The following is a 21,428-nucleotide window of genomic DNA, read 5'->3' on the forward strand; positions in this document are numbered from 1 at the left end:
CGGTCCCGCCAGATCTCCCGCCACGGCCGGGACATCCGGTCGAAACCGCCCGGCCGCCACCATAGGTCAGGATCGTGGTGCCAAGCCCGCGCACCGCCTGCGATGGCCCCGCGGAGTGCGCCGGTCAGACGTCACGGGTCCGGAAGACGGCCAGCGCGACGGCCGCGAGTACGGCGACGAACGCGCAGCAGAGCGCGAAACCCGGGCCCGGAGGCAGGAAGCGGGGATCCGGGCTGAACGCGAAGATCTGGGAGCCCGCGACGGAGGGCCAGTACCTCAGCACCAGGGAGGCGAGCCATTCCGGATAGCTGGTGGCCAGGGCGGGGAGCAGCACGATGCCGGCCGCCAGGGCGGTGATCGCCCCCGCGGAGGCGCGCAGCAGGACCCCGGTGGCGAGCCCGAGCAGTCCGATCAAGGCGAGGTAGAGGCCCGCGCCGGCCACCGCGCCCAGCGCGCCGTCATCACCGAGCGTGAGATGGGGGGCTCCCTGTCCCGCCAGCATGGCGTTGCCGGCCAGGAACACGGAGAACGCGGTGATCTCGCCCACCACCAGGCCGGCCAGCGCCACCACGGCGGCCTTGGCGGCGAGCAGGCGCCCACGCCGGGGAACCGCGGTCACGCTGACGCCCATCGTTCCCGCGCGGTACTCCGCGGTGGCCGTGAGCGCGCCCATCGCCGCGAGGGCGAGTTGTGAGAGGAGCAGGCTGCGGAAGACGGTGCCGCCCGGATCGAAGGCCGTCTGCTCCGCGACGGGCATGGCGGCGTACTCGCGTGCTCCCGCGGAGCCGAACAGCGCGGCGATTCCCGTGCCGAGGACCACGGTCACCAGCGCGTTGACCACCGTGGCGCGGCCGGTGCGGAACTTCGACCACTCCGAGCGCAGCGCGTCCAGGAAGGTCGCGGGGGCGGGTGTCGTCCTGGTCATCGTGTCACGCCTTCCCGAGGGGCGTACTCAACCGTGTCCCGGGTGAGTTCCATGAACGCCTCCTCCAGAGAGGCACGTCCAGGAGTGAGCTCGTAAAGGACCAGGCCGTCCGCGGCGGCGAGCTCACCGATGCCGGGCGCGTCCATGCCGGTCACCAGGAGTACCCCGCCCGGCCCGGGGTCCACGTCGGCGCCGTGCGCGGTCAGGAGCGCGGCGAGGGCGGCTGCGTCGGGCGTGCGGACCAGGACGGTGGCCGTGGCGGCGAAGTCGTCGAGGGGCGTGTCGGCCACGAGGCGGCCGCGGCCGATGACGACGAGGTGGTGGGCGGTGAGCGCCATCTCGCTCATCAGGTGGCTGGAGACCAGCACGGTGCGGCCCTCGGCGGCGAGGTCGCGCATGAGGGTGCGGATCCACCGGATGCCCTCGGGGTCGAGCCCGTTCACCGGCTCGTCGAAGATCAGGATCCCGGGGTCGCCGAGGAGGGCGGCGGCGACGCCCAGCCGCTGGCTCATGCCCAGGCTGAAGGTGGCGACGCGCCGCCGGGCCACCCCTGTCAGCCCGACGAGGTCGAGCACCTCCTCCACCCGGGCGGGCGGGATGCCGTTGCTCTGGGCCAGGCAGCGCAGATGGGTGCGGGCGCTGCGCATGCCGTACACGGCGCGGGCGTCGAGCAGGGCGCCGACCTCGCGCATCGGGCAGGGCAGGTCGGCGTATCGGCGGCCGCGGACGGCGGCGGTGCCCGCACTGGGCGCGTCGAGGCCGAGGATCATCCGCATCGTGGTGCTCTTGCCCGAGCCGTTCGGGCCGAGGAACCCGGTCACGATGCCGGGCCGTACGTCGAAGGTGAGGTCGCTGACGGCGAGGACGTCGCCGTAGCGCTTGGTGAGCCCGCGTAGCTCGATCATGACGTGTGCCTCTTCATGGGCGGAAGACTCGCCGACCAGATTGAGGCGTTCCGGAGAGAACCTGGGAGGTCTCTGTGAGAAGGCGACCCCATCCAGGACAGAGCAGGGCAGACGCGCCGTTTTCACCGGTGACTCACAGAAGATCCACTAGGATCTTGCCGCACACCCGATCTTCAGGAGAGTTCCAGCCGATGCGCGAGCGCGTCCGCGCCGCAGTGGAGTCCACCGGCTTCCAGCGGTTCATCACCGCGGTGATCGTGGCCAACGCCGCGACCCTTGGCTTCGAGACCTCGAAGGAGATGATCGCGAATTACGGAACGTTCCTCGCCCTGGTCGACCATGTCGCCCTCTACATCTTCGTCGCCGAGCTCGCCGCCAAGATGTACGTCTACGGGTGGCGCTTCTTCCGCGACCCGTGGAACCTCTTCGACACCGCGATCGTCGGGATCTCGCTGCTGCCGACCGCGGGCGGGATGTCGGTGCTGCGCGCCCTCCGGGTGCTCCGCGCGCTGAGGCTGATCTCGGTGGTGCCGAGCCTGCGCAAGGTGGTCTCGGCGCTGCTCACCGCGGTTCCGGGGATGACGTCGATCGTGGTGCTGCTCTCCCTGGTGCTCTACGTCGCGGCGGTGATGAGCACCAAACTGTACGGCGAGACCGCGCCCGAGTACTTCGGCAGCCTGCCGACCTCGCTGTTCACGCTGTTCCAGATGATGACGGGCGACGCCTGGTCCGACATCACCCGTGAGGTGATGGACGAGCACTCCACGGCGTGGATCTTCTTCGTCGTCTTCATGCTGGTGTGCACCTTCGTGGTGCTGAACCTGTTCATCGCCGTGGTGGTCAGCGCGATGGAGGAGGAGCACGTGGACGCCGCGTTGCACGCCAACGACGACTTCAACAAGACGGTCCTCGCGGAACTGGCCGCGGTCCGGACGGAGTTGAGCCTGCTCCGCGAGGCCGTCGTCCCCGCTCAGCGGGAGTAGTGCTCCACCACGAGTTGCTCGTCGACCGGCACCCGCACCTGCTCCCGCTCGGGGCGGGTGACCAGGGTGAAGCGCAGCTCACCGTGGTTCACGTTCAGGTAGGGCGCGGTCACGTCGTCGGCGTGGACGCCCTCGGCCGCCGCCACGAACGGCTGCATGAGCCGTGACCGCTGCCGCACGGCGACCGTCTGGCCCGGCTTGACGATGTAGCTGGGGATGTCGACCTTGCGGCCGTCCACGGTGATGTGACCGTGGTTGACGTACTGCCTGGCCGCGTAGATGGAGGGGGCGATGCCGGCGCGGAGCACCAGGGAGGCCAGTCTCGACTCCAGCAGCACCACCAGCTCGGCCCCCGACTTGCCCGGCCTGCGCGCCGCCAGGTCCCAGTATCTGCGCAGCTGCTTCTCCGACACGTCGTAGTACCAGCGCAGTTTCTGCTTCTCCATCAGGCGCAGGCCGTAGTCGCCGGTGCTGCGGCGGTTGGTCTTGCGCCCGTGCTCGCCCGGCGGGTAGGGCCGCTGCTCGAAGTAGCGCACCGCCTTCTTGGTCAGCGGGACGCCTGCCCGGCGGGACAGCCTTACCTTCGGACCGGTGTAGCGCACGTTCACCCCTTTGTGATTAGGTAATGCTTACTAAGGTTAGCCTAACCTCATAACAATGCGCTTCTCAAGGAGGCCGGCCATGCAGCCCCTCGCAGCTCCGCCCATCCCCGAGCGGGTCCGCACGCTCGCCGCGACCGCCGTGCCCACCCACGTCGCGCTCGCCGCCCCCGACCGGCCCGCCGTACCGGCGCGGGGTGGCGTGGACCACGCGGGCCGCCCCGTCCTCCTGGCCCTGCCGGGAGACCCGTTGCACGGTACGGCCGAGCAGATCGTGGTGACCGTGGACCTGGTCGCCTCCCGTGAACTCGGCGGCGCCGAGCGCCCGCGCGGCATGCTCAAGACCCAGGGCTGGCTGGAGTCCGTACCCCCCGGCGAGGCACGGCAGGCCGCGGTCGCCGTCGCCGAACGCTGTCCGGACGAGGCGCTCTTCGAGGCGGTGGAGCGGGCGGGCGAGCCCGGCGCCCCCCGGCTGCTGCGAGTGGACGTGGGGCAGGTGATCTACCTCGTCGGGCAGGACTCGGGAATGCTCGACGCGGAGGACTATCTCGGCGCCTCCCCCGACCCGCTGCTCGACGCGGCCGAGAGCATGATCAGGCACGTCAACTCCTGCCACCGGGCCCAACTCCAGCGGACGGCCGGCCGGCTCGCGGGGCCGATCGCGTCCGACGTCTGGTTGTGGGAGCTCGACCGCTACGGCGCGACGCTCCGGGCCGGCCTCGACGACCCGCACCTCATCCGGCTGCCGTGGTCACAACCCGCCGCCTGCGAAGGCGCCCTGGAGAGCGCACTACGCGCCCTGATCCAGCCCTGATGTGATGCGGCGTCAAGCTCACCGCAGCTGCGCCACCCGGGGCACGGAGCGCGCGAGGGAGGCGTCGACGGCGTCGGGCGCCAGGATCTGGCCGAGGACCATCAGGGCGCAGCCGGTGATGCCCGCGCCGGGGCCGAGGCGGCTGCGCTCGATCCGCAGGTTGCGGGTGGCCAGGGCGGTGGACCTGCGGTAGACGACCTCGCGGACGCCGGAGACCATCGGCTGGAAGGTCTCCGCCACGTCGCCGCCGAGCACCACCACGGCCGGGTTGAGCAGGTTGACCGCACTGGCGACGACCTCGCCGAGCTGGCGGGCCGCCTCGCGGACCACCGACATCGTCTCGGCGTCGCCGGCTCGCACCAGGGCAACCACGTCGGACAGGGTGGCCACCTCGCGGCCCTTGGCACGCAGGTCGCGCAGGATCGCGGTGCCGCTGGCGACCGAGTCGAGACAGTCGATGGTGCCGCATCGGCACAGCACGCCGCCGCCGTCGCGGACCGGGATGTGCCCGATCTCGCCCGCCGCGCCGAGCGCCCCGCGCAGGATGTGGCCGCCCGAGATGACGCCGGAGCCGATCCGGGTGGAGACCTTGACGAACAGCAGGTCGTCGATCTCGCCGGCATAGGCCGCGTGATGCTCGCCGATCGCGATCACGTTCACGTCGTTGTCGACGAAGACGGGCACCGGGAAGCGCCCGGCGAGGATCGGCGGGATCACCACGCCGGTCCAGCTCGCCATCACCCGCGCGCTTTCCGTACGGCCCGCCGCGAACTCCACGGTCGCGGGCACCCCCATGCCGATGCCGCGCACCCGCGCCGAGGGCAGCTCGCCGAGCAGCCCCTCCCAGGTGTCCAGCAGCAGCGGCAGGACGACTCCCGGGCCTTCTTCGACGTCGATCGCCACCTCCGCCTGGGCCAGCACGGCGCCCGCGAGGTCACAGGCCGCGATCTGGGTACGGCTCGCCCCCAGCGAGGCGGCCAGCACGACCCCGCCCGCGGCGTTGAACGCCAGCCGGGCCGGGGGACGGCCGCCGGTCGAAGGGCCCTCCGTGTCCTCCACCACCAGGTCACGTTCGAGCAGTTCGGTGACCCGGAGCGCCACGGCCGGCCGCGATAGTCCGGTCACCCTGCCGATCTCGGCACGCGTGACAGCCTCGCCCGTGCGGATGAGGCGGAGGACCTCACCGCTGGTGGCGAGCGCGGCGGCGGAACGTCGTGGCATCGGCTTAGTGAATCACACCCTGTTAGGTAATGAGAAGTCACCACTTATTCATCTCAAATAGCAAAACTCAGGTTGTATGAAGCCGAAGATGTGGCTAGTGTCCGATCTGTCCTCTTCTTGGTAGATCATCGGAGCTTCTGCCGTGTCCCCCTTGCCGCCCCCGTTCGTCCCGCACGCCGCCGACCTCGTCGTCTTCGGTGGCACCGGCGACCTGTCGATGCGGAAGCTGATCCCCGCCCTGTACCACAGCGACCGTGACGGCCGGCTGGCCCCCGAGACGCGCATCATCGCGCTGTCACGCGGCGGCCTGACCGACGCAGACTTCCGCGGCAAGGTGGACGCCGAGGTGCACACCGCCGGGGCCGTGCCGGCCGAGGACCCCGAGGGCTGGCAGCGCTTCCTCCACCGGCTCCACCACGTGACCGTCGACGTGGGCGGAGACGCCGCCGGCGGCTGGACCGAACTGGCCGCCCTGCTCCACGGACACGAGCAGCGTGACCGGGTCTTCTACCTGGCCAGCCCGCCGATGACCTTCGGCCCGTTCTGCCGGGAGGCGGACGCGGCCGGGCTGGTGACGCCGCGTTCGCGGGTCGTGCTGGAGAAGCCGCTCGGGCGCGACCTGGCCAGCGCCCAGGCCATCAACGACGAGGTCGGCGAGATCTTCGAAGAGGCGCAGATCTTCCGGATCGACCACTACCTCGGCAAGGAGACCGTGCAGAACCTGCTGGTCCTCCGCTTCGCCAACGCCTTCCTCGAACCGATCTGGAACTCCCTCTGGATCGACCACGTGCAGATCACCGTCGCCGAGACCGTCGGCACGCCCGGCCGGCGCGGGTACTACGACCACGCGGGGGCGCTGCGCGACATGGTGCAGAACCACCTGCTGCAACTGCTGTGCCTGGTCGCCATGGAGCCGCCGTCGCGCAACGACCGCGAGTCGATCCGCGACGAGAAGGTCAAGGTGCTGCAGTCGCTGAGACCGATCACCGGCACCGAGGCCGACCGGTTCACCGTGCGCGGCCAGTACACCGAAGGGCCGGGGATGCCCGGCTACCTGGAGGAGCCGGCGAGCACCCCGCCGACCGACGCCTCCCGGCAGGTGGAGACCTACGCCGCGATCCGCGCCGAGGTCAAGAACTGGCGCTGGGCCGGAGTCCCCTTCTACTTGCGCACGGGCAAGCGGCTGCCGAGCCGCCGGTCGGAGATCGTGGTGCAGTTCAAGGACGTGCCCCACTCGATCTTCCCCGGCGGCGCCCCGAACCGGCTGGTGCTGCGGCTACAGCCGAGCGAGGGCATCCACCTGCACATCATGGCCAAGGAGCCGGGGGCGGGCGAGATCGCGCTGCGCCCGGTGCCGTTGAGCCTCAGCTTCGCGCAGACCTTCGCCACCCGGGTCCCCGAAGCCTACGAGCGGCTGCTCATGGACGTGCTGAGCGGCAACCCGACGCTGTTCATGCGCCGCGACGAGGTGGAGGCGGCCTGGCGGTGGATCGACCCGATCCTCGCCACCTGGGAGGCGAACGGCACGCCGCCCGAGCCCTACCCGGCGGGCAGCTCCGGCCCCGCCTCGGCACACGAACTACTCGCCCGCAGCGACCGCACCTGGCATGAGGAGGACTTGGCGTGAACAGGATCGTCGAAGAGGTCACGGACAGGATGCGGACGCGCAGCCTCGCCAGCCGTACCGCCTATCTGAAGCGGATCGAAGTGGCCGCGCGGGAGGCACGGGAGCGCGGTCCGGCGCGGGCCTCGCTGGGGTGCGCCAACCTGGCGCACGGCTTCGCGGGCAGCCCGGCCGAGGACAAGCGCGACCTGCGCGGCTCGGCCAAGCCCGGCGTCGCCATTGTGACCAGCTACAACGACATGCTGTCCGCGCACCAGCCGTACGAGACCTACCCGCGGGCGCTGAAGGACGCGGTCCGGGCGGCGGGCGGGGTGGCACAGGTCGCCGGTGGCGTGCCCGCGATGTGCGACGGCATCACGCAGGGGCGGGCCGGCATGGAGCTGTCGCTCTACAGCCGTGAGGTGATCGCGATGGCCACCGCCATCGCGCTGTCGCACGACATGTTCGACTCCTCGCTGATGCTGGGCGTGTGCGACAAGATCGTGCCCGGCCTGCTGATCGGCGCGTTGCACTTCGGCCACCTGCCCGCCGTGTTCGTCCCGGCCGGGCCGATGACCTCCGGCCTGCCCAACAAGGTGAAGGCGCGCAGCCGCCAGCTCTTCGCCGAGGGCCGGATCGACAGAGGCGAGATGCTCGACGCCGAGGCGAAGTCGTACCACTCCCCCGGCACCTGCACCTTCTACGGCACCGCCAACTCCAACCAGGTCCTCGTCGAGGTCATGGGGCTGCACCTGCCCGGCTCGACCTTCATCAACCCGCACACCGAACTGCGCCAGGCGCTCACCCGGGCGGCGGGCTCCCGCGCGGTCGAGCTGACCGTGCACGGGCGGGAGTACACCCCGGCCGGGCATGTCGTGGACGAGCGGGCGATCGTCAACGCCGTCGTGGCGCTGCTGGCGACGGGCGGCTCCACCAACCACACCCTGCACCTGGTCGCCATCGCCGCGGCGGCCGGCATCGAGCTGCTCTGGGACGACCTGGCCGCGCTGTCGAAGGTGGTGCCGCTGCTGACCCGGATGTATCCCAACGGCGAGGCCGACGTGAACCACTTCCAGGCCGCAGGCGGCATGCAGGTGCTGATCGGCGATCTGCTGGACGCCGGGCTGCTGCACGGCGACGTGCTCACGGTGGCCGGCCGGGGGCTGGACCACTACCGCTCGGCCCCCGAGCTGAAGGAGGACGGCGGCCTGGTCTGGGAGGAGCGGACCACCGGCAGCGGCGACCTCGGCGTGCTGCGCCCGGTGGCCGACCCGTTCTCCGCCGACAGCGGCATCCACATGATCAGCGGGAACCTCGGCCGCGCCGTCAGCAAGGTGTCCGCGGTCAAGCCCGAGCACCTGCTGATCGAGGCGCCCGCCAAGGTCTTCGAGGACCAGCTCGAACTGCTGAGCGCCTTCGAGGCCGGCGAGCTCGACGGGCAGGACTTCGTCGCCGTCATCCGGCACCAGGGACCCAGTGCGAACGGCATGCCCGAGCTGCACAAGCTCACCTCGCCGCTCGCCGTGCTGCTGGATCGGGGACAGCGGGTCGCGATCGTCACCGACGGCCGGATGTCGGGCGCGTCCGGCAAGGTGCCCGCCGCGATCCACCTCTCTCCGGAGGCCGCGCGCGGCGGCCCGATCGGGCTGGTCCGCGAGGGCGACCCGATCAGGCTCGACTCGGCGCAGGGGACCCTGGACCTCCTCGTGGCGGAGGAGGAGCTCGCCCGCCGCACCCCCGAGGGCGCGCCGCTCACCGACGCGCAGTGGGTGGGCACCGGCCGCGAGCTGTTCGCGGCGTTCCGCGCGGCGTCGGCACCCGCCGAACGCGGCGCGGGGATCTTCGCCCTGAACGGCGCGGCCCGTTGACCCATCCCGCACTTCCCTGGCTCGTCGCCGACATCGGCGGCACCAATGCCCGCTTCGGCCTGGTCACCCGGCCGGACGGGCATCCGGAGGCGATCGCCGTCCTGCGCGTGGCCGATCACGAGGGCCTGCCCGAAGCCGTAGCCGCCTATCTCGCAGATCATGCGGGCGGAGTTCGGCCGGGCGCGGCATGCCTCGCGATCGCGGGACCGGTGGACGGCGACCGCTACCACCTCACCAACGCCGCCTGGTCGGGGTCGGCCCGCGACCTCGGTGTGCCCGGCGCGGTGCTGCTCAACGACTTCGAGGCGCTGGCGTTCGCCCTGCCGTACCTCGAAGACGACATGCTGATGTCGCTGGGCGGCCCGGAGCCGGTGCGGGGGGTGAAGGCCGTGCTCGGGCCCGGCACCGGGCTGGGCGTCTCGGGGCTGGTACCGGCGGGCGGCGAGTGGGTGCCGATCGCGTGCGAGGGCGGCCACGTGACCGCGCCGGTCGTGACCGAACGCGAGATCGAGGTCGTGCGCGCCCTGCGCGCGCAGGGCAGGGAGGTCATCGTGGCCGAGCACCTGCTGTCCGGCCCGGGGCTGAGCCGGCTGCACCACGGGCTGGCGCTGGTCGACGGCGTCGCGGCCACCCCCCTGCCCGCCTCGGAGATCGTGCTGCGCCGGGACGACACGCGGTGCGCCGAGACGATCGAGGTGTTCTGCGGGCTGCTCGGCAGCTTCGCGGGGAACACCGCGCTGACCCTCGGCGCCCGAGGCGGCGTCTATCTCGGCGGCGGCGTGCTGCCCCGGATCGCCGACCGGCTGCGCGCCAGCGACTTCCGCCGCAGGTTCGAACTCACCCCCGACCTGGGCGACTATCTGACCGCCATCCCGACCCGCCTGATCGTCGGCGGTCATCCGGCGCTCCTGGGAGCGGCGGCGTGCCTGGTCCAGCGATCGGCCAGAATGGAATTGACATGACTCTGGAGGACCGGATGAGCCTGCTCGACCTCGCCCCCGTGGTGCCCGTCGTCGTCATCGACGATCTGGAGACCGCGGTACCCATGGCCCGCGCGCTGGTCGCGGGCGGGCTGCCGGTGATCGAGGTCACCCTGCGCACGGCCCCCGCCCTGGAGGCCGTCGCCAGGATCGCCGCCGAGGTTCCCGACGCGGTGATCGGCACGGGCACCGTGCGCACCGCCGACGACGTGACGGCCTCGATCAAGGCCGGCGCGAAGTTCCTGGTCAGCCCGGGGACGACGCCCGCGCTGACCACCGCGCTGCTGGCGAGCGGCGTGCCCTTCCTCCCGGGGGCGGCCACCGCGTCGGAGGTGCTGGCCCTCGCCGAGCAGGGGATCACCGAGATGAAGTTCTTCCCCGCCGAGGCCGCCGGCGGCCTGCCGTACCTCAAGGCGCTGTCGGGGCCGGTGCCCGAGGTGCGGTTCTGCCCCACGGGGGGCATCCGGCTGGAGACCGCGCCCGCCTACCTGGCCCTGCCCAACGTGGGCTGTGTGGGCGGCACCTGGCTCACCCCCGCCGACGCTCTCGCGAGCCGCGACTTCGCCCGCGTGGAGAAGCTCGCGGCGCAGGCGGCGGCGCTGAGATAGGCGACGCCGGCCGGGCTCCTTCCGCTCTCGGCCCCGCCGACGTGCCAGGCGCGGAAGGCGGGGCCCTGTTCGCGGGCGACCACCAGGCAGAGGACGGCGCCGCGACCCGGTGCCGTCCTCAAGGTTGCACGGCCCGTGGCCGCCGCACCATGCGGCCACGGGCCTTTTCTCATCGGAGGACTGCTCACCCGGCCTGGGTGAGCAGTTCCTTCTCGGTGATCGGATTCTCGTGGGTGCCGGCCGAGACGCAGGCGTGGGCCCCGGCGACGGCGCCCAGCCGCATGCACTCGCTCTCGCCGTGGCCCCGCAGCCGGCCGTAGAGGAACCCCGAGACGAACGCGTCGCCGGCGCCGTTGCTGTCGGCGACCGGGCCGGGCAGCGGGGCGGCGGGCTGGTGGTGCAGGGTGTCGCCGGCACGGGTCAGCAGGTAGGCTCCCTCGGCTCCGGCCGTGCACAGGACGGCCTCGGCCCGCCCCTTCGCCAGGATGTCGCGCATGGTGGCCTCGACGTCGGTGAGCGCGGTCGAGGAGAGGAAGACCAGGTCGGATTCGTAGGCGAAGTCCTTGTGATGGTCGTTGCGGCCGTCCCAGTCGTGCAGGTCGGTCGAGCAGGGAACGCCCAGCTCGCGGATCTCCGGGTAGAGATGGCGGGAGAAGTCGTTGATCGACAGGTGTACGTGCCGGGCCTGGCCGAGCGCGGCGCGGTAGTAGTCCGGCGAGAGTCGCTCGCCCTGCGTCTCACGCGGGTCGAACAACGACAGCCGGCGCCCGTCCGGGCCGACGAGCAGTACGCTGCGCCGGGTGCCCGCGGGCGAGGTCTCCCAGCTGAAATCGACGTCCCGGGCGGCGAGCACGTCACGGATCAGACGGCCCTGCGGGTCGTCGCCGATGATGTCGGCCAGCCGCACCCGCAGGCCGAGCGCCTGGCAGCCGAGCGCGACGCCCGAGCCGGTGTTGCCGATCCGGTCGATCACGGGCGGCACGGCGTAGGTGTCGGCGTACGGCAGGGGCAGCTCGGGCACGTAGACGGTCGTGTCGACGCCCGTGCCCCCGATCACCAGCACATCGAGGTTCAATCGGTCTCCTTCTGTTCAGCGGTTGACCAGCGGGCCGGAGCCGGTGGAGCCGCGTACCACGAGTTCCGGCTGGAAGACGAGCTCGACGTGCTTGGCCGGGGCTCCGTTGATCTCCTCCAGCAGGGTTTCGACGGCCGCCGCGGCCATCGCTCCGATCGGCTTTCGCACGGTGGTGAGCGGCGGGTCGGTGAAGGCGATCAGCGGCGAGTCGTCGAACCCGACCACCGACACCTCGCCGGGGACGGCCAGTCCCTGGGCCCGGCAGGCGCGGATGGCGCCCAGCGCCATCAGGTCGCTCGCGCAGACGATGCCCGTGCAGCCGCGTTCGAGCAGCACGCCCGCCGCCGCCTGCCCGCCTTCGACGGAGAACAGCGAGTGCGCGACCAGATCCTCCTCCATCACGCCGAGCAGCCTGGTCATCGCCTGCCGGTAGCCCTCGATCTTGCGGATCACCGGCACGAACCTGCGGGGCCCTACGGCGAGGCCGATCCGCTCGTGCCCGAGGTCCACCAGGTGTTGCACGGCCAGGCGGGAGGAGAGCCGATCGTCGGGCGAGATGAAGGGGGCCTGGATCCGGTCGTTGTAGCCGTCGACGAGGACGATCGGCAGGCCTCTGTCGATCAGCCTGGTGTAGCGGTCCATCCGGGCGGTGGTGTCGGCGTGCAGGCCGGAGACGAACACGATGCCGCTGACCCCGCGGTCGAGCAGCAGGTCGGTGAACTCGTCCTCCGGCGCGCCGCCGGGAAGCTGGGTGCACAGCACCGGGGTGTAGCCGTGCTGGGTCAGGGCCTTCTCCACGGCCTGCGCGAAGGCCGGGAAGATCGGGTTGTCCAGCTCCGGGGTGACCAGGCCGATCAGGCCGTTGCTGCGCTGCCGCAGCCGCTGCGGGCGCTCGTAGCCCATCAGGTCGAGCGCGGCGAGCACCGCCTGCCGGGTGGCGGCGGACACCCCCGGCTTGCCGTTCAGAACCCGGCTGACCGTGGCCTCACTGACCCCTGCCTGGGCTGCGATGTCGGAGAGCCGGGTGCCGTTCATGAGGAGTACTTTACGCGGGCCCCCCGCTCCGATTTCGCACCGGATCACCGGCAAGACATCCGACATAACGGACATGTAGCCCGAAGTATGGTAACCAAGTGGATGACAAAAGTGTGAACCCATAAATCGGTTGCCGAAAATTTCGGCAACCACTTCCACGGCTGGGCGGACGCAGGTCAACATGGGAATGAGCTGGACGAACAGCCTAGCGGCAGACGCCGATCGTGGTGGGCGCGCACAGCTGCGGCCTGACTGCTAATGCATTAGCGGCCGACCGAAAAGACGCCTACGAAACATCACGGATACGAAAATTGTCTGCCATGTATGGACACAGGCCGTCCCCGCGCGATGTACTACCTCATCAATCAGCACCGCCACAGCCGGCGTCTCTCGCCCGCCCTCCGACCTGCGGATCCGCGGCCCCACTGTGGGGGGGATGATCAGAACCTTCAGGATGCGGGCGGAGCAGACCAATGAGTACGGTCGTCCTCGATGACGTGACCAAGGTGTACCCGGGTGGGCACCTAGCGGTCGATCGGCTGAGCCTGCGCGCCGAGAACGGCGAACTGCTCGTCCTGCTCGGCCCGTCCGGATGCGGTAAATCGACCCTGCTCAGGATGATCGCCGGTCTGGAGGACATCACCTCCGGCGACCTGTGGCTCGACGGGCGGATCGCCAACCACCTCGCGCCCCGCGACCGCGACGTGGCCATGGTCTTCCAGAACGGCGCCCTCTACCCGCACCGGACCGTGCGGGGCAACATCGCCTTCCCGCTGGAGATCGCCAAGGCCGACCCCGCGCTCGTCAAGGAACGCGTCACCGAACTGTCGAAGGCGCTGCACATCGACGAGACGCTGGAGCGCCGCCCTGGAACGCTCTCAGGCGGTCAGCGCCAGCGGGTGGCGATGGGCAGGGCGATCGTGCGCCAGCCGTCGTTGTTCCTGATGGACGAGCCGCTGTCCAACCTCGACGCCGGCATGCGCACCGAACTGCGGATGGAGATCTCCTCGCTGGTCCGCGCGCTGGGCGTGACCACGATCTACGTCACGCACGACCAGGTCGAGGCGCTCACCCTCGCCGACCGCATCGCCATCATGAACCGCGGCGTGCTGCAGGACGTCGGCACCCCCGGGCAGATCTACAACGACCCGGCGACCGCGTTCGTGGCCGCCTTCCTCAGCTCCCAGCAGATCAACCTGCTGGCCCCGCAGGTGCGCACCCCGCAGAACGAGTACATCCTGCTCGACTTCGGCCCGCACCAGATCACCATCCCGTGGACCGATCCGCGCGCCTACGCGGTCTCCCAGCACACCGGCGGCCACATCATCGTGGGCATCAGGCCCGACGCCCTGGCCCCCGTCCCGGACACCTTCGACGGACCGTCCTTCCACGGCAGGGTCCGCACGCTTGAGTACCACGGCCACGAGTGGCTCGCCTACGTCGAAGCCGGGCTGCCCGCCGTCACGGTTCCCGAGCCCCCCGACCCGCGGGCCGCCGGTGGCCCCGCCGCCGCCGGGGCCACCGGCGGCAAGGCCCGTTCGATGATGCGCCGCCTGCTCTCGGGAGGCGCCGAGCCCGAGCCCGAGACACCGCCGGAGACCAACGGCCAGGCCCTCAGCGGCACCCACCGCCGCGCCGACCTGATCGTCAGGCTCGGTTCCCGCCCCGTCTGGCGGGCGGGCGAGACCGCCAGAGTCGGCATCGACCTCAATCGCCTCATGCTCTTCACCAGCGAGGGCAACCGCATCGACCCACCCCGTCGCTGACGCCGGGAAGCTCGCTCAAGCCAGGGTACGGCTGGCGCCCGCGATGGCGAGCAGGGTGACGATCTCCGCCACGCGGGCGATCCTGTCCAGCTCCGCGCGGTGGAAGGCGGGGCCCTGTTCGCGGGCGACCACCAGGCAGAGCCCGGCCCCCGTCAGCGGCACGCTCATCAACCGCGTCTCCCCGTCCACGAACACGGCGGGACGCCGGACCGGTTCCACAGGCACGTAGGTCCGGGGCGTGCGCCAACTCCGGTGCACCACCGCGGGCGGCGGCGTCTCCGCCGTGACCACGGCCGCCCAGTCGGCCCCCGCGAGGTCGGGCACCGCGTCCGTGAGCGTCGCGAAGGCCCGCGCGGGATCGGTCACCACCTGCCTGAGCAGATCGTGGTCGGGGGCGGACCCGGGCACCTCCCTGGTCAGCCAGGCCCCCTCCACCTGCACCCCGGGCACCGCCGAGAGCCGGTCGCGCACATCCGCCACCACGGGCGGACCCGGCCAGGACACCGTGAAATCGTCCACGACCCTGCCACCCTCGCGCTCCAGGACGGTCACCTGGTGAATGTCCGCTCCCAGCGTCCCGAGAACCCTGGCCACCTGTCCGAGTGATCCCGGGCGGTCGGGAATCGACACTCGCAGCCGCATCAGCATCGCCCATCACCCCCTAACGACGACACAAACACTCTCGCACACAGGTTTCCACCGGATTCCAGGTACATGTCAGCCAAATTCCGCTCTGCCCCATGGCGGGCGGAACCGAATCCAGATCAGAATGCGGAACGCCCGGGCAGTACGGCTAGCGGATGACCTTCGGCCCGGAGCCGGTGGAACCCCTGACGATCAACTCCGGCTGGAAGATCAACTCGGAGTGCCGCGGCGGAGCCCCCGCGACGCCTTCGAGCAGGGTATGCACCGCCGCCGTGACCATCGACTGGACGGGCTGGCGCACGGTGGTCAGCGGCGGATCGGTGAAGGCGATCAGCGGCGAGTCGTCGTAGCCGACGACGGAGACGTCACCGGGGACCGGCATCCCGCGTTCCCGGCACGCCCTGATGGCCCCGAGCGCCATCAGGTCGCTGGCGCACACGATGCCGGTGCAACCCCGGTCCAGCAGGATCGCCGCCGCCGCCTGACCGCCTTCCACGGAGAACAGCGAGTGCTGGATCAGATCGTCCACCTGCTCGGCGCCGAGCAGCTGCGCCATGGCCTGCCGGTAACCGTCGATCTTACGGATCACCGGCACGAACCTGGCCGGCCCCACCGCCAGCCCGATCCGCTCGTGCCCGAGATCCACCAGATGCTGTACGGCGAGCCGCGCCGCCGTACGGTCGTCCGGTGAGATGAACGGCGCCTGGATCTCGCCCGCGTGCCCGTTGAGCAGCACGATGGGCACGCCCTGACCGATGAGCGTGGTGTAGCGGGCCGCGCGCGCGGTGGTGTCGGCGTGCAGCCCGGAGACGAAGATGATGCCGCTCACCCCGCGCTCCACGAGAAGCTCGGTGAACTCGTCCTCCACCGCGCCGCCCGGAAGCTGGGTGCACAGCAGCGGTGTGTAGCCGTGCTGGGTCAGCGCCTTCTCGAAGGCCTGGGCGAAGGCGGGGAAGATCGGGTTGTCCAGTTCCGGGGTCACCAGGCCGATCAGCCCGTTGCTGCGCCGGCGCAGCCGCTGCGGCCGCTCGTAGCCCATCAGGTCCAGCGCCACGAGCACCGCCTGCCGGGTCGCCGGCGACACGCCCGGCCTGCCGTTCAGCACCCGGCTGACCGTCGCCTCGCTGACCCCGGCCTGCGCGGCGATGTCGGACAGCCGGGCGAACCCGCCGCTGAACGGACCGTTAGCCACCATGGCTCTCCCACCAGGCGGCCGAGTCGGGGGCCAGCAGTACGGCGTCGCCGGCGGTCGCGGGCTCGGCGCTGGCCAGCAGCAGCCTGCCCGGCGTCGGCAGTTCGACGGCCTCCGGGCCGAGGTTGACCGTGCACACCAGCGAGCCGCGCGTGAAGGCCAGCGTGTCCGGCGGGGAGTCGAGCCAGGTCAGGGAGCCGTCGCCGAGCCCAGGGTGCTCCCGGCGCAGGCGGAGCGCCGCGTGGTAGAGGTTCAGCGTGGAGGAGGGGTCGCGGAGCTGGGACTCCACGCTCAGCGGGCCCCACGACTCCGGCATCGGCAGCCAGCTCTGGTAGATCCCCGGCGGGGAGAAGCCGAACGGCGGCTCGGTGTAGCCCCACGGAATCGGCACCCGGCAGCCGTCCCGGCCGGAGTCGGGGCCGCGCAGGCGCTGCGGGTCGCGCAGGAACTCCTCCGGCAGGTCGAGCACCTCCGGCAGGCCGAGCTCCTCCCCCTGGTAGAGGTAGGCCGAGCCGGGCAGGGCCAGGGTCAGCAGCGCGGCGGCCCGCGCCCTGCGCACCCCGAGATCCCCGCCGCCGTACCGGGTGACGTGCCGTTTGACGTCGTGGTTGGACAGCACCCACGTCGTGGGCGCCCCCACCGGCGCGGTCGTCGCCAGCGACTCCTCGATGACGGTGCGGAAGGAGCCGGCGTCCCACTCGGCGTTCACATAACCGAAGTTGAACGCCTGGTGCAGTTCGTCGGGGCGGACGTAGCGGGCGAGCCGCTCCGCCGAGGGCGCCCACGCCTCCGCCACACCGATTCGCTCGCCCGGGTAGGAGTCGAGCAGCCGCCGCCAGGAGCGGTGGATCTCGTGCACGCCGTCCTGGTCGAAGTACGGCAGGACGTCGGAGCCGAGGAGCCGCACCTGGTCGTGGTGGCCGATGTCGGGCAGGCCCTCGGCCTTGACCATGCCGTGGGCCACGTCGATCCGGAAGCCGTCGACGCCGAGGTCGAGCCAGAACCGCAGGATGTCCTCGAACTCGGCGCGGACCTCGGGGTTCTCCCAGTTCAGGTCCGGTTGCTCCGGGGCGAACAGGTGGAGGTACCACTCGCCGCCGGCCAGCCGGGTCCACGCGGGCCCGCCGAACACCGACTCCCAGTCGTTCGGCGGGAGCTCGCCCGCCTCTCCCCTGCCCGGCCGGAAGATGTACCGCTCCCGCTCCGGGCCGCCCGGATCGGCGGCGACCGCGGCGCGAAACCATTCGTGCCGGTCGGAGCTGTGGTTCGGCACCACGTCCACGATCACCCGGAGGCCGTGCGCGTGCGCGTCGCCGATCAGCGCCCGGGCGTCGCCGAGCGAGCCGAAGATCGGGTCCACGTCGCGATAGTCCGCCACGTCGTAGCCGAAGTCGGCCATCGGCGAGGTGTAGAAGGGGGTCAGCCAGATGGCGTCCACGCCGAGGCCGGACAGGTAACGCAACCGGCTGCGCACGCCGAGCAGGTCACCGATCCCGTCTCCGTTGCCGTCGGCGAAACTGCGGACGTACACCTGGTAGATCACCGCATCCCGCCACCAGCGGGTCGCTTCTCCAGCCGCCGGGTCCGGCGAGTGCTGCTGGATCAGTTCGGTCATTGGGCTCCCCCGATCAGGATGAGTGGTCACGTCAGCGGGTCAGGCCTTCGTGGCGCCGGCGGTCAGACCGGTCACCAGATGGCGCTGCACCAGAAGGAACACGATGGACGCGGGCACCGCGATCAGCACGGCCGAGGCGGTCAGCAGACCCCAGTCGGACCAGTGCTGCCCGACGAACTGCTGCAGCCCGACGCCCAGGGTCCGCTTCTCCTCCGTCGACATGAACACCGTGGCGTAGGCGACCTCGCCCCAGGCGGTCATGAAGGAGTAGAACGCGGTGACCGCGAGGCTGGGCCGGGCCAGCGGCAGGATGACCCGCCAGAACGCGCCGAACGGGGTCAGCCCGTCGACCAGTCCCGCCTGGTCGATCTCGATGGGGATGGAGTCGAAGTAGCTCTTCATCATCCACGCGCAGAACGGCACGGCCACCGTCATGTAGGCGATGACCAGCCCCGGAATCTGGTTGAGCAGCCCGAGGGAGGCCATCAGGTTGTACAGCGGCACGATCAGGATCGCCATCGGGAACATCTGGGTGATCAGCAGCAGCCACATCACCCCCCGGTGCCCGGGAAAGCGGAAGCGGCTGATCGCGTAACCGGTGGTCGAGGCGATGAACACGCCCAGGATCATGGTCAGCGCCGCGGCGAGCACCGAGTTGAGCAGCCACGTCGGGAACGCCGTCTCCGACAGCACCCGGGTGTAGTTGTCGAGCGAGGGCTGGTTGAAGAACTGCAACTCGGTGGAGAGCCATCCGTCCCGCGGCTTGAGCGAGGTCAGCACCAGCCAGACGATCGGGAACAGCGAGATGACGACGGCGACGAGAAGGGTGCCGTGCAGCAGGATCGAGGCGCCGACGCTCCGCTCGCCCCTGCCTCTCGCGCGGCGGGCCGTACCCGCGGTGGTCGAACTCACCAGACCTCCCCCTGCTTGCGCAACGCGCGGCGGTAGACCAGGGCCAGCAGGATCAGCACCAGCAGGATGATCACGCCCCAGGCCGCGGAGCCCGAGTAGTTCCGCACGCCGGTGAAGGCCTCACGGAAGGCGTAGGTCACCAGGATCTCCGTGGAGCTGCCCGGCCCTCCCCCGCTGATCAGGAAGATCACCGGGAACATGTTGAACGTCCAGATCGTGCCGAGCAGCACGACGGTGCTGGACACGGTGCGCAGCCCGGCTAGCGTGATGTGCCGGAACCGCTGCCAGGGCGACGCGCCGTCGACCTCGGCCGCCTCGTACAGCTCGCCGGGGATCGCCTGCAGGCCGCCCAGCATGGCGACCATCATGAACGGCACGCCGAGCCAGACGTTCACCGCGATCACCGCGATCCGCGCGGTGGAGGGGTCGTTGAGCCAGCCGACCGCGCCGAGCCCGACCGCCTCCAGCATCCCGTTGATCACGCCGTAGTCGCTGTTGTAGAGGTAGCGCCAGATGAAGGCGGACACGAAGGCGGGGATCGCCCACGGCAGGATCAGCAGCAGCCGGTAGGCCGAGCGGAATCTCAGCTTGCGGTGCAGCATCAGGGCCAGGCCGAGGCCGATGCCGTAGTGCAGCGCGACGCAGGCGACGGTCCACACGACGGTCCAGGCCAGCTTCTGCCAGAACAGGCCGCCGGTGAGGATCGCGAGGTAGTTGTCGATCCCGACGAACTCGTACGTCGAGGGGATGACGTTGACGCCGATGGTGCGGCCCATGGTGGCCTCGGTGGCGTCGGTCATCGACAGGTACAGGCCGCGGGCCAGCGGCCATCCGACCAGGACGCCCACCACGATCAGCACGGGGGTGACCATGGCCCAGGCGTACCAGTGCCGGCCGGTCGATCGCCGGAACCGTCCCGGCTCGCCGCGGCGGTGACTCCGGCCTTGGCCGCGGGTGGCGTCACCATCCGCGGCCCGGCCACCGGTCGCGCGAGTCACACGCCCAGTGGAGGTCGGCACCAGGTCAGCTCCAGTCCTTGAAGATGCCCCGGTACTGCTCGTCGACCTTGCCCAGCATCGCCTGCGGCGTCGCCGAACCGTTCACCAGCGCCTGGTAACCCTCCAGCAGCGGCTGGAACAACTGGCCGCCCTCGGGAATCCACGGCCGCGCGGTCGCCGTGTCCATGATCGGCTTGAACACCGCGACGTCCTTGTTGCCCTGCACGTCCGGGTTGTCGTACACCGACGCGCGGGTCGGCAGCAGGCTGATCTCCTTGGCGACCTTCGCCTGTGCCTCGGCCGTGCTCATGAACCGGACGAACTCATACGTGGCGTTCAGGTGCTTGGAGCCGGCGTAGATCGCGAGGTTCCAGCCGCCGGTCGGCGCACCGGCCTTCACCGACCCCGCCGGAACCGGTGCGATTCCCAGGTTCTCCTTGTCCTTGAACTCCTTCCCCTGATAGATCTCCGACAACGCCCAGGGGCCGTTGTAGATCATCGCGGTCTTGCCGTCCTTCAGCGCAGTCATCGCGTTCGCGTAACTGTCCTGGATGGCCGGCTTGGCCGCCGCGCCCGAGGTGACCAGATCCGCGACCGACGCCATCGCCTTGACGTTCGCCGGCGAGTTCACCGTGATCTTCTTGGTCGCCACGTCCAGCAGGTCGCCGCCCTCGCCGTACATGAAGGGCAGCAGGAAGTAGGCGTCCACGTTCAGCGACAGGCCGTTGGCACCCGTCTTCTTCTTCACGTCCAGCGCGGCCTGCTTCAGCTCCTCGACCGTCGTGGGAGCCTTCTCGTGACCGGCCTCCTTCAGCAGCCGCTTGTTGTAGATCAGCGCCAGCGTGTCGGTGACCTGCGGCACCGCGTACGACTTCCCGTCGTACTTCGTGCTGCTCAGCGGACCGGGCAGGAAGTCGGACGCCGCGTCGATCGCCCGCGTGCCGTCCAGCGGCTGCAGATAGCCCAGCGAGGCGAACTGCGAGGTCCACGCCACCTCCGAACGGATCACGTCGGGCGCCCCCGTGCCCGCCTGCGCCGCCGTCTGGAACTGGTTCTGCGCCTGATCCGACGGCACATTGACGTACTTGACCTTTATTTTCGGATATTTCGCTTCAAACTCTTTGATCAGCGCCTGGAACGTCGGGCCCTCGCTGTCCGGCCGTACGGTGTCCCACCAGGTGATCTCGCCGGCGATCGCCGACGGGTCCGCGGCGGCGCTCTGCGCCGGAGCCGCCGTCCCCTCACCCTCACCGCCGCCGCAGGCGGAGACCGCCAGCGCCAGAGCCGCGACGATGGTCGCAGCCGAGAAGGCTCGCCGCATCACATTCTCCTCATGATCCAGGGGGTCCGGCCCGCCGGCGGACCTCCGCCACCCGGCCCGGGGTTCAAGTACGCCGGACGTTACGCCGACGTGAACGCGATTGGAAGAACTTTCTGCAAGCGTCTGCAAAGTCGTTACAAAGCATGACCTACCCGGGCATCCGCTACAGGCCCACTCTCCCCCGATGTGCCCTAATGGAAGAATGAAGCCGCTAATCGTGATCATTTGGTTACTTTGAGTAGCCAAATCGCCCGAAACGGGCGGTCTCCACTTTTCTGGAAATTTCAGCAAAGGATTGCACAGGCGGGCTCTTCTGAGTAACTTCCGGGCAACGCCCTTGAAACACTGAACCCGTGGAGGTTC

Annotated in this window: 19 protein-coding genes; 7 read left to right on the top strand and 12 right to left on the bottom strand. The window is 70.5% G+C overall.

Annotated features, from left to right (window positions below; genetic code table 11):
* Nucleotides 1-124: 124 nt before the first annotated feature.
* Complete coding sequence (locus tag MBA17_RS29500) at nt 125-925, bottom strand: hypothetical protein (protein WP_238499912.1); 801 nt, start codon at nt 923-925, stop codon at nt 125-127.
* The gene (locus tag MBA17_RS29505; RefSeq protein ID WP_238499913.1) at nt 922-1,830 is read right to left on the bottom strand and encodes an ATP-binding cassette domain-containing protein; all 909 of its coding nucleotides are present in this window, start codon (nt 1,828-1,830) and stop codon (nt 922-924) included. The genes MBA17_RS29500 and MBA17_RS29505 overlap by 4 nt, the downstream gene beginning before the upstream one ends.
* A gap of 191 nt (nt 1,831-2,021) precedes the next feature.
* On the opposite strand from MBA17_RS29505, the gene MBA17_RS29510 reads away from it, so the two are divergent.
* Nucleotides 2,022-2,813, top strand: coding sequence for an ion transporter (locus tag MBA17_RS29510; protein WP_238499914.1), 792 nt, complete (start codon nt 2,022-2,024; stop codon nt 2,811-2,813).
* Here MBA17_RS29510 and rpsD read toward each other — a convergent pair.
* Nucleotides 2,801-3,415 (bottom strand): 30S ribosomal protein S4, encoded by a 615-nt coding sequence (gene rpsD / locus MBA17_RS29515; protein WP_238499916.1) that lies wholly within the window; start codon nt 3,413-3,415, stop codon nt 2,801-2,803. The genes MBA17_RS29510 and rpsD overlap by 13 nt on opposite strands.
* Before the next feature lie 79 nt (nt 3,416-3,494).
* On the opposite strand from rpsD, the gene MBA17_RS29520 reads away from it, so the two are divergent.
* A complete protein-coding gene (locus MBA17_RS29520) occupies nt 3,495-4,226 on the top strand; it encodes a DUF2470 domain-containing protein (RefSeq protein WP_238499918.1) in 732 nt (243 codons plus the stop codon).
* 18 nt (nt 4,227-4,244) lie between these two features.
* Here MBA17_RS29520 and MBA17_RS29525 read toward each other — a convergent pair whose 3' ends face one another.
* The gene (locus tag MBA17_RS29525) at nt 4,245-5,447 is read right to left on the bottom strand and encodes an ROK family protein (RefSeq protein ID WP_238499919.1); all 1,203 of its coding nucleotides are present in this window, start codon (nt 5,445-5,447) and stop codon (nt 4,245-4,247) included.
* A 151-nt stretch (nt 5,448-5,598) separates the two neighbouring features.
* Between MBA17_RS29525 and zwf the strand changes: the two genes are divergently transcribed.
* Genes zwf through eda form a run of 4 tightly spaced genes read left to right on the top strand, consistent with a single transcriptional unit; the run spans nt 5,599 to nt 10,506 of the window.
* The gene (zwf, locus tag MBA17_RS29530; RefSeq protein WP_274386170.1) at nt 5,599-7,074 is read left to right on the top strand and encodes a glucose-6-phosphate dehydrogenase; all 1,476 of its coding nucleotides are present in this window, start codon (nt 5,599-5,601) and stop codon (nt 7,072-7,074) included.
* Complete coding sequence (edd, locus tag MBA17_RS29535; protein WP_455432880.1) at nt 7,071-8,918, top strand: phosphogluconate dehydratase; 1,848 nt, start codon at nt 7,071-7,073, stop codon at nt 8,916-8,918. The genes zwf and edd overlap by 4 nt, the downstream gene beginning before the upstream one ends.
* Nucleotides 8,915-9,880 (top strand): glucokinase, encoded by a 966-nt coding sequence (locus MBA17_RS29540; protein ID WP_238499920.1) that lies wholly within the window; start codon nt 8,915-8,917, stop codon nt 9,878-9,880. The genes edd and MBA17_RS29540 overlap by 4 nt, the downstream gene beginning before the upstream one ends.
* Nucleotides 9,877-10,506: a bifunctional 4-hydroxy-2-oxoglutarate aldolase/2-dehydro-3-deoxy-phosphogluconate aldolase gene (gene eda / locus MBA17_RS29545; protein WP_238499921.1), complete on the top strand. Its 630-nt coding sequence runs from the start codon at nt 9,877-9,879 to the stop codon at nt 10,504-10,506. The genes MBA17_RS29540 and eda overlap by 4 nt, the downstream gene beginning before the upstream one ends.
* Nucleotides 10,507-10,690: 184 nt before the next feature.
* Here eda and MBA17_RS29550 read toward each other — a convergent pair whose 3' ends face one another.
* Both MBA17_RS29550 and MBA17_RS29555 read right to left on the bottom strand, forming a co-directional pair.
* Entirely contained in the window at nt 10,691-11,581 is an 891-nt protein-coding gene (locus MBA17_RS29550; protein ID WP_238499922.1) for a carbohydrate kinase family protein, read from the bottom strand.
* A gap of 15 nt (nt 11,582-11,596) precedes the next feature.
* Nucleotides 11,597-12,616, bottom strand: a complete 1,020-nt coding sequence (locus MBA17_RS29555; protein ID WP_238499923.1) for a LacI family DNA-binding transcriptional regulator — start codon at nt 12,614-12,616, stop codon at nt 11,597-11,599.
* A 473-nt stretch (nt 12,617-13,089) separates the two neighbouring features.
* Between MBA17_RS29555 and MBA17_RS29560 the strand changes: the two genes are divergently transcribed.
* Complete coding sequence (locus MBA17_RS29560; RefSeq protein WP_238499924.1) at nt 13,090-14,382, top strand: ABC transporter ATP-binding protein; 1,293 nt, start codon at nt 13,090-13,092, stop codon at nt 14,380-14,382.
* Nucleotides 14,383-14,397: 15 nt separating this feature from the next.
* Here the strand turns inward: MBA17_RS29560 and MBA17_RS29565 are convergent, their stop codons facing one another.
* The 6 genes from MBA17_RS29565 to MBA17_RS29590 form a co-directional block, all read right to left on the bottom strand.
* A complete protein-coding gene (locus MBA17_RS29565) occupies nt 14,398-15,030 on the bottom strand; it encodes an ACT domain-containing protein (protein WP_238499925.1) in 633 nt (210 codons plus the stop codon).
* A gap of 145 nt (nt 15,031-15,175) precedes the next feature.
* Nucleotides 15,176-16,222 (bottom strand): LacI family DNA-binding transcriptional regulator, encoded by a 1,047-nt coding sequence (locus MBA17_RS29570; protein ID WP_238499926.1) that lies wholly within the window; start codon nt 16,220-16,222, stop codon nt 15,176-15,178.
* On the bottom strand, nt 16,212-17,834 hold the full coding sequence (locus MBA17_RS29575) for a glycoside hydrolase family 13 protein (RefSeq protein WP_238499927.1): 1,623 nt from the start codon (nt 17,832-17,834) through the stop codon (nt 16,212-16,214). Before MBA17_RS29575 ends, MBA17_RS29570 begins: the two co-directional genes overlap by 11 nt.
* A 39-nt stretch (nt 17,835-17,873) precedes the next feature.
* Nucleotides 17,874-18,746, bottom strand: coding sequence for a sugar ABC transporter permease (locus tag MBA17_RS29580; protein ID WP_238499928.1), 873 nt, complete (start codon nt 18,744-18,746; stop codon nt 17,874-17,876).
* Nucleotides 18,743-19,744, bottom strand: a complete 1,002-nt coding sequence (locus tag MBA17_RS29585) for a carbohydrate ABC transporter permease (protein ID WP_238499930.1) — start codon at nt 19,742-19,744, stop codon at nt 18,743-18,745. The genes MBA17_RS29580 and MBA17_RS29585 overlap by 4 nt, the downstream gene beginning before the upstream one ends.
* A 25-nt stretch (nt 19,745-19,769) precedes the next feature.
* The gene (locus MBA17_RS29590; protein ID WP_238499936.1) at nt 19,770-21,065 is read right to left on the bottom strand and encodes an extracellular solute-binding protein; all 1,296 of its coding nucleotides are present in this window, start codon (nt 21,063-21,065) and stop codon (nt 19,770-19,772) included.
* Nucleotides 21,066-21,428 lie beyond the last annotated feature (363 nt).

This window comes from Dolomitihabitans soli (assembly GCF_022213955.1).
Classification (GTDB): Bacteria; Actinomycetota; Actinomycetes; order Streptosporangiales; family Streptosporangiaceae; genus Streptosporangium_A; species Streptosporangium_A soli.

Coding starts and splice junctions, on each gene's coding strand:
- MBA17_RS29570 (WP_238499926.1), bottom strand. CDS start 16,222: ATGGTGGCTAACGGTCCGTTCAGCGGCGGGTTCGCCCGGCTGTCCGAC.
- MBA17_RS29590 (WP_238499936.1), bottom strand. CDS start 21,065: ATGCGGCGAGCCTTCTCGGCTGCGACCATCGTCGCGGCTCTGGCGCTG.
- MBA17_RS29555 (WP_238499923.1), bottom strand. CDS start 12,616: ATGAACGGCACCCGGCTCTCCGACATCGCAGCCCAGGCAGGGGTCAGT.
- MBA17_RS29520 (WP_238499918.1), top strand. CDS start 3,495: ATGCAGCCCCTCGCAGCTCCGCCCATCCCCGAGCGGGTCCGCACGCTC.
- MBA17_RS29505 (WP_238499913.1), bottom strand. CDS start 1,830: ATGATCGAGCTACGCGGGCTCACCAAGCGCTACGGCGACGTCCTCGCC.
- eda (WP_238499921.1), top strand. CDS start 9,877: ATGACTCTGGAGGACCGGATGAGCCTGCTCGACCTCGCCCCCGTGGTG.
- MBA17_RS29575 (WP_238499927.1), bottom strand. CDS start 17,834: ATGACCGAACTGATCCAGCAGCACTCGCCGGACCCGGCGGCTGGAGAA.
- MBA17_RS29525 (WP_238499919.1), bottom strand. CDS start 5,447: ATGCCACGACGTTCCGCCGCCGCGCTCGCCACCAGCGGTGAGGTCCTC.
- MBA17_RS29565 (WP_238499925.1), bottom strand. CDS start 15,030: ATGCTGATGCGGCTGCGAGTGTCGATTCCCGACCGCCCGGGATCACTC.
- MBA17_RS29500 (WP_238499912.1), bottom strand. CDS start 925: ATGACCAGGACGACACCCGCCCCCGCGACCTTCCTGGACGCGCTGCGC.
- MBA17_RS29510 (WP_238499914.1), top strand. CDS start 2,022: ATGCGCGAGCGCGTCCGCGCCGCAGTGGAGTCCACCGGCTTCCAGCGG.
- MBA17_RS29560 (WP_238499924.1), top strand. CDS start 13,090: ATGAGTACGGTCGTCCTCGATGACGTGACCAAGGTGTACCCGGGTGGG.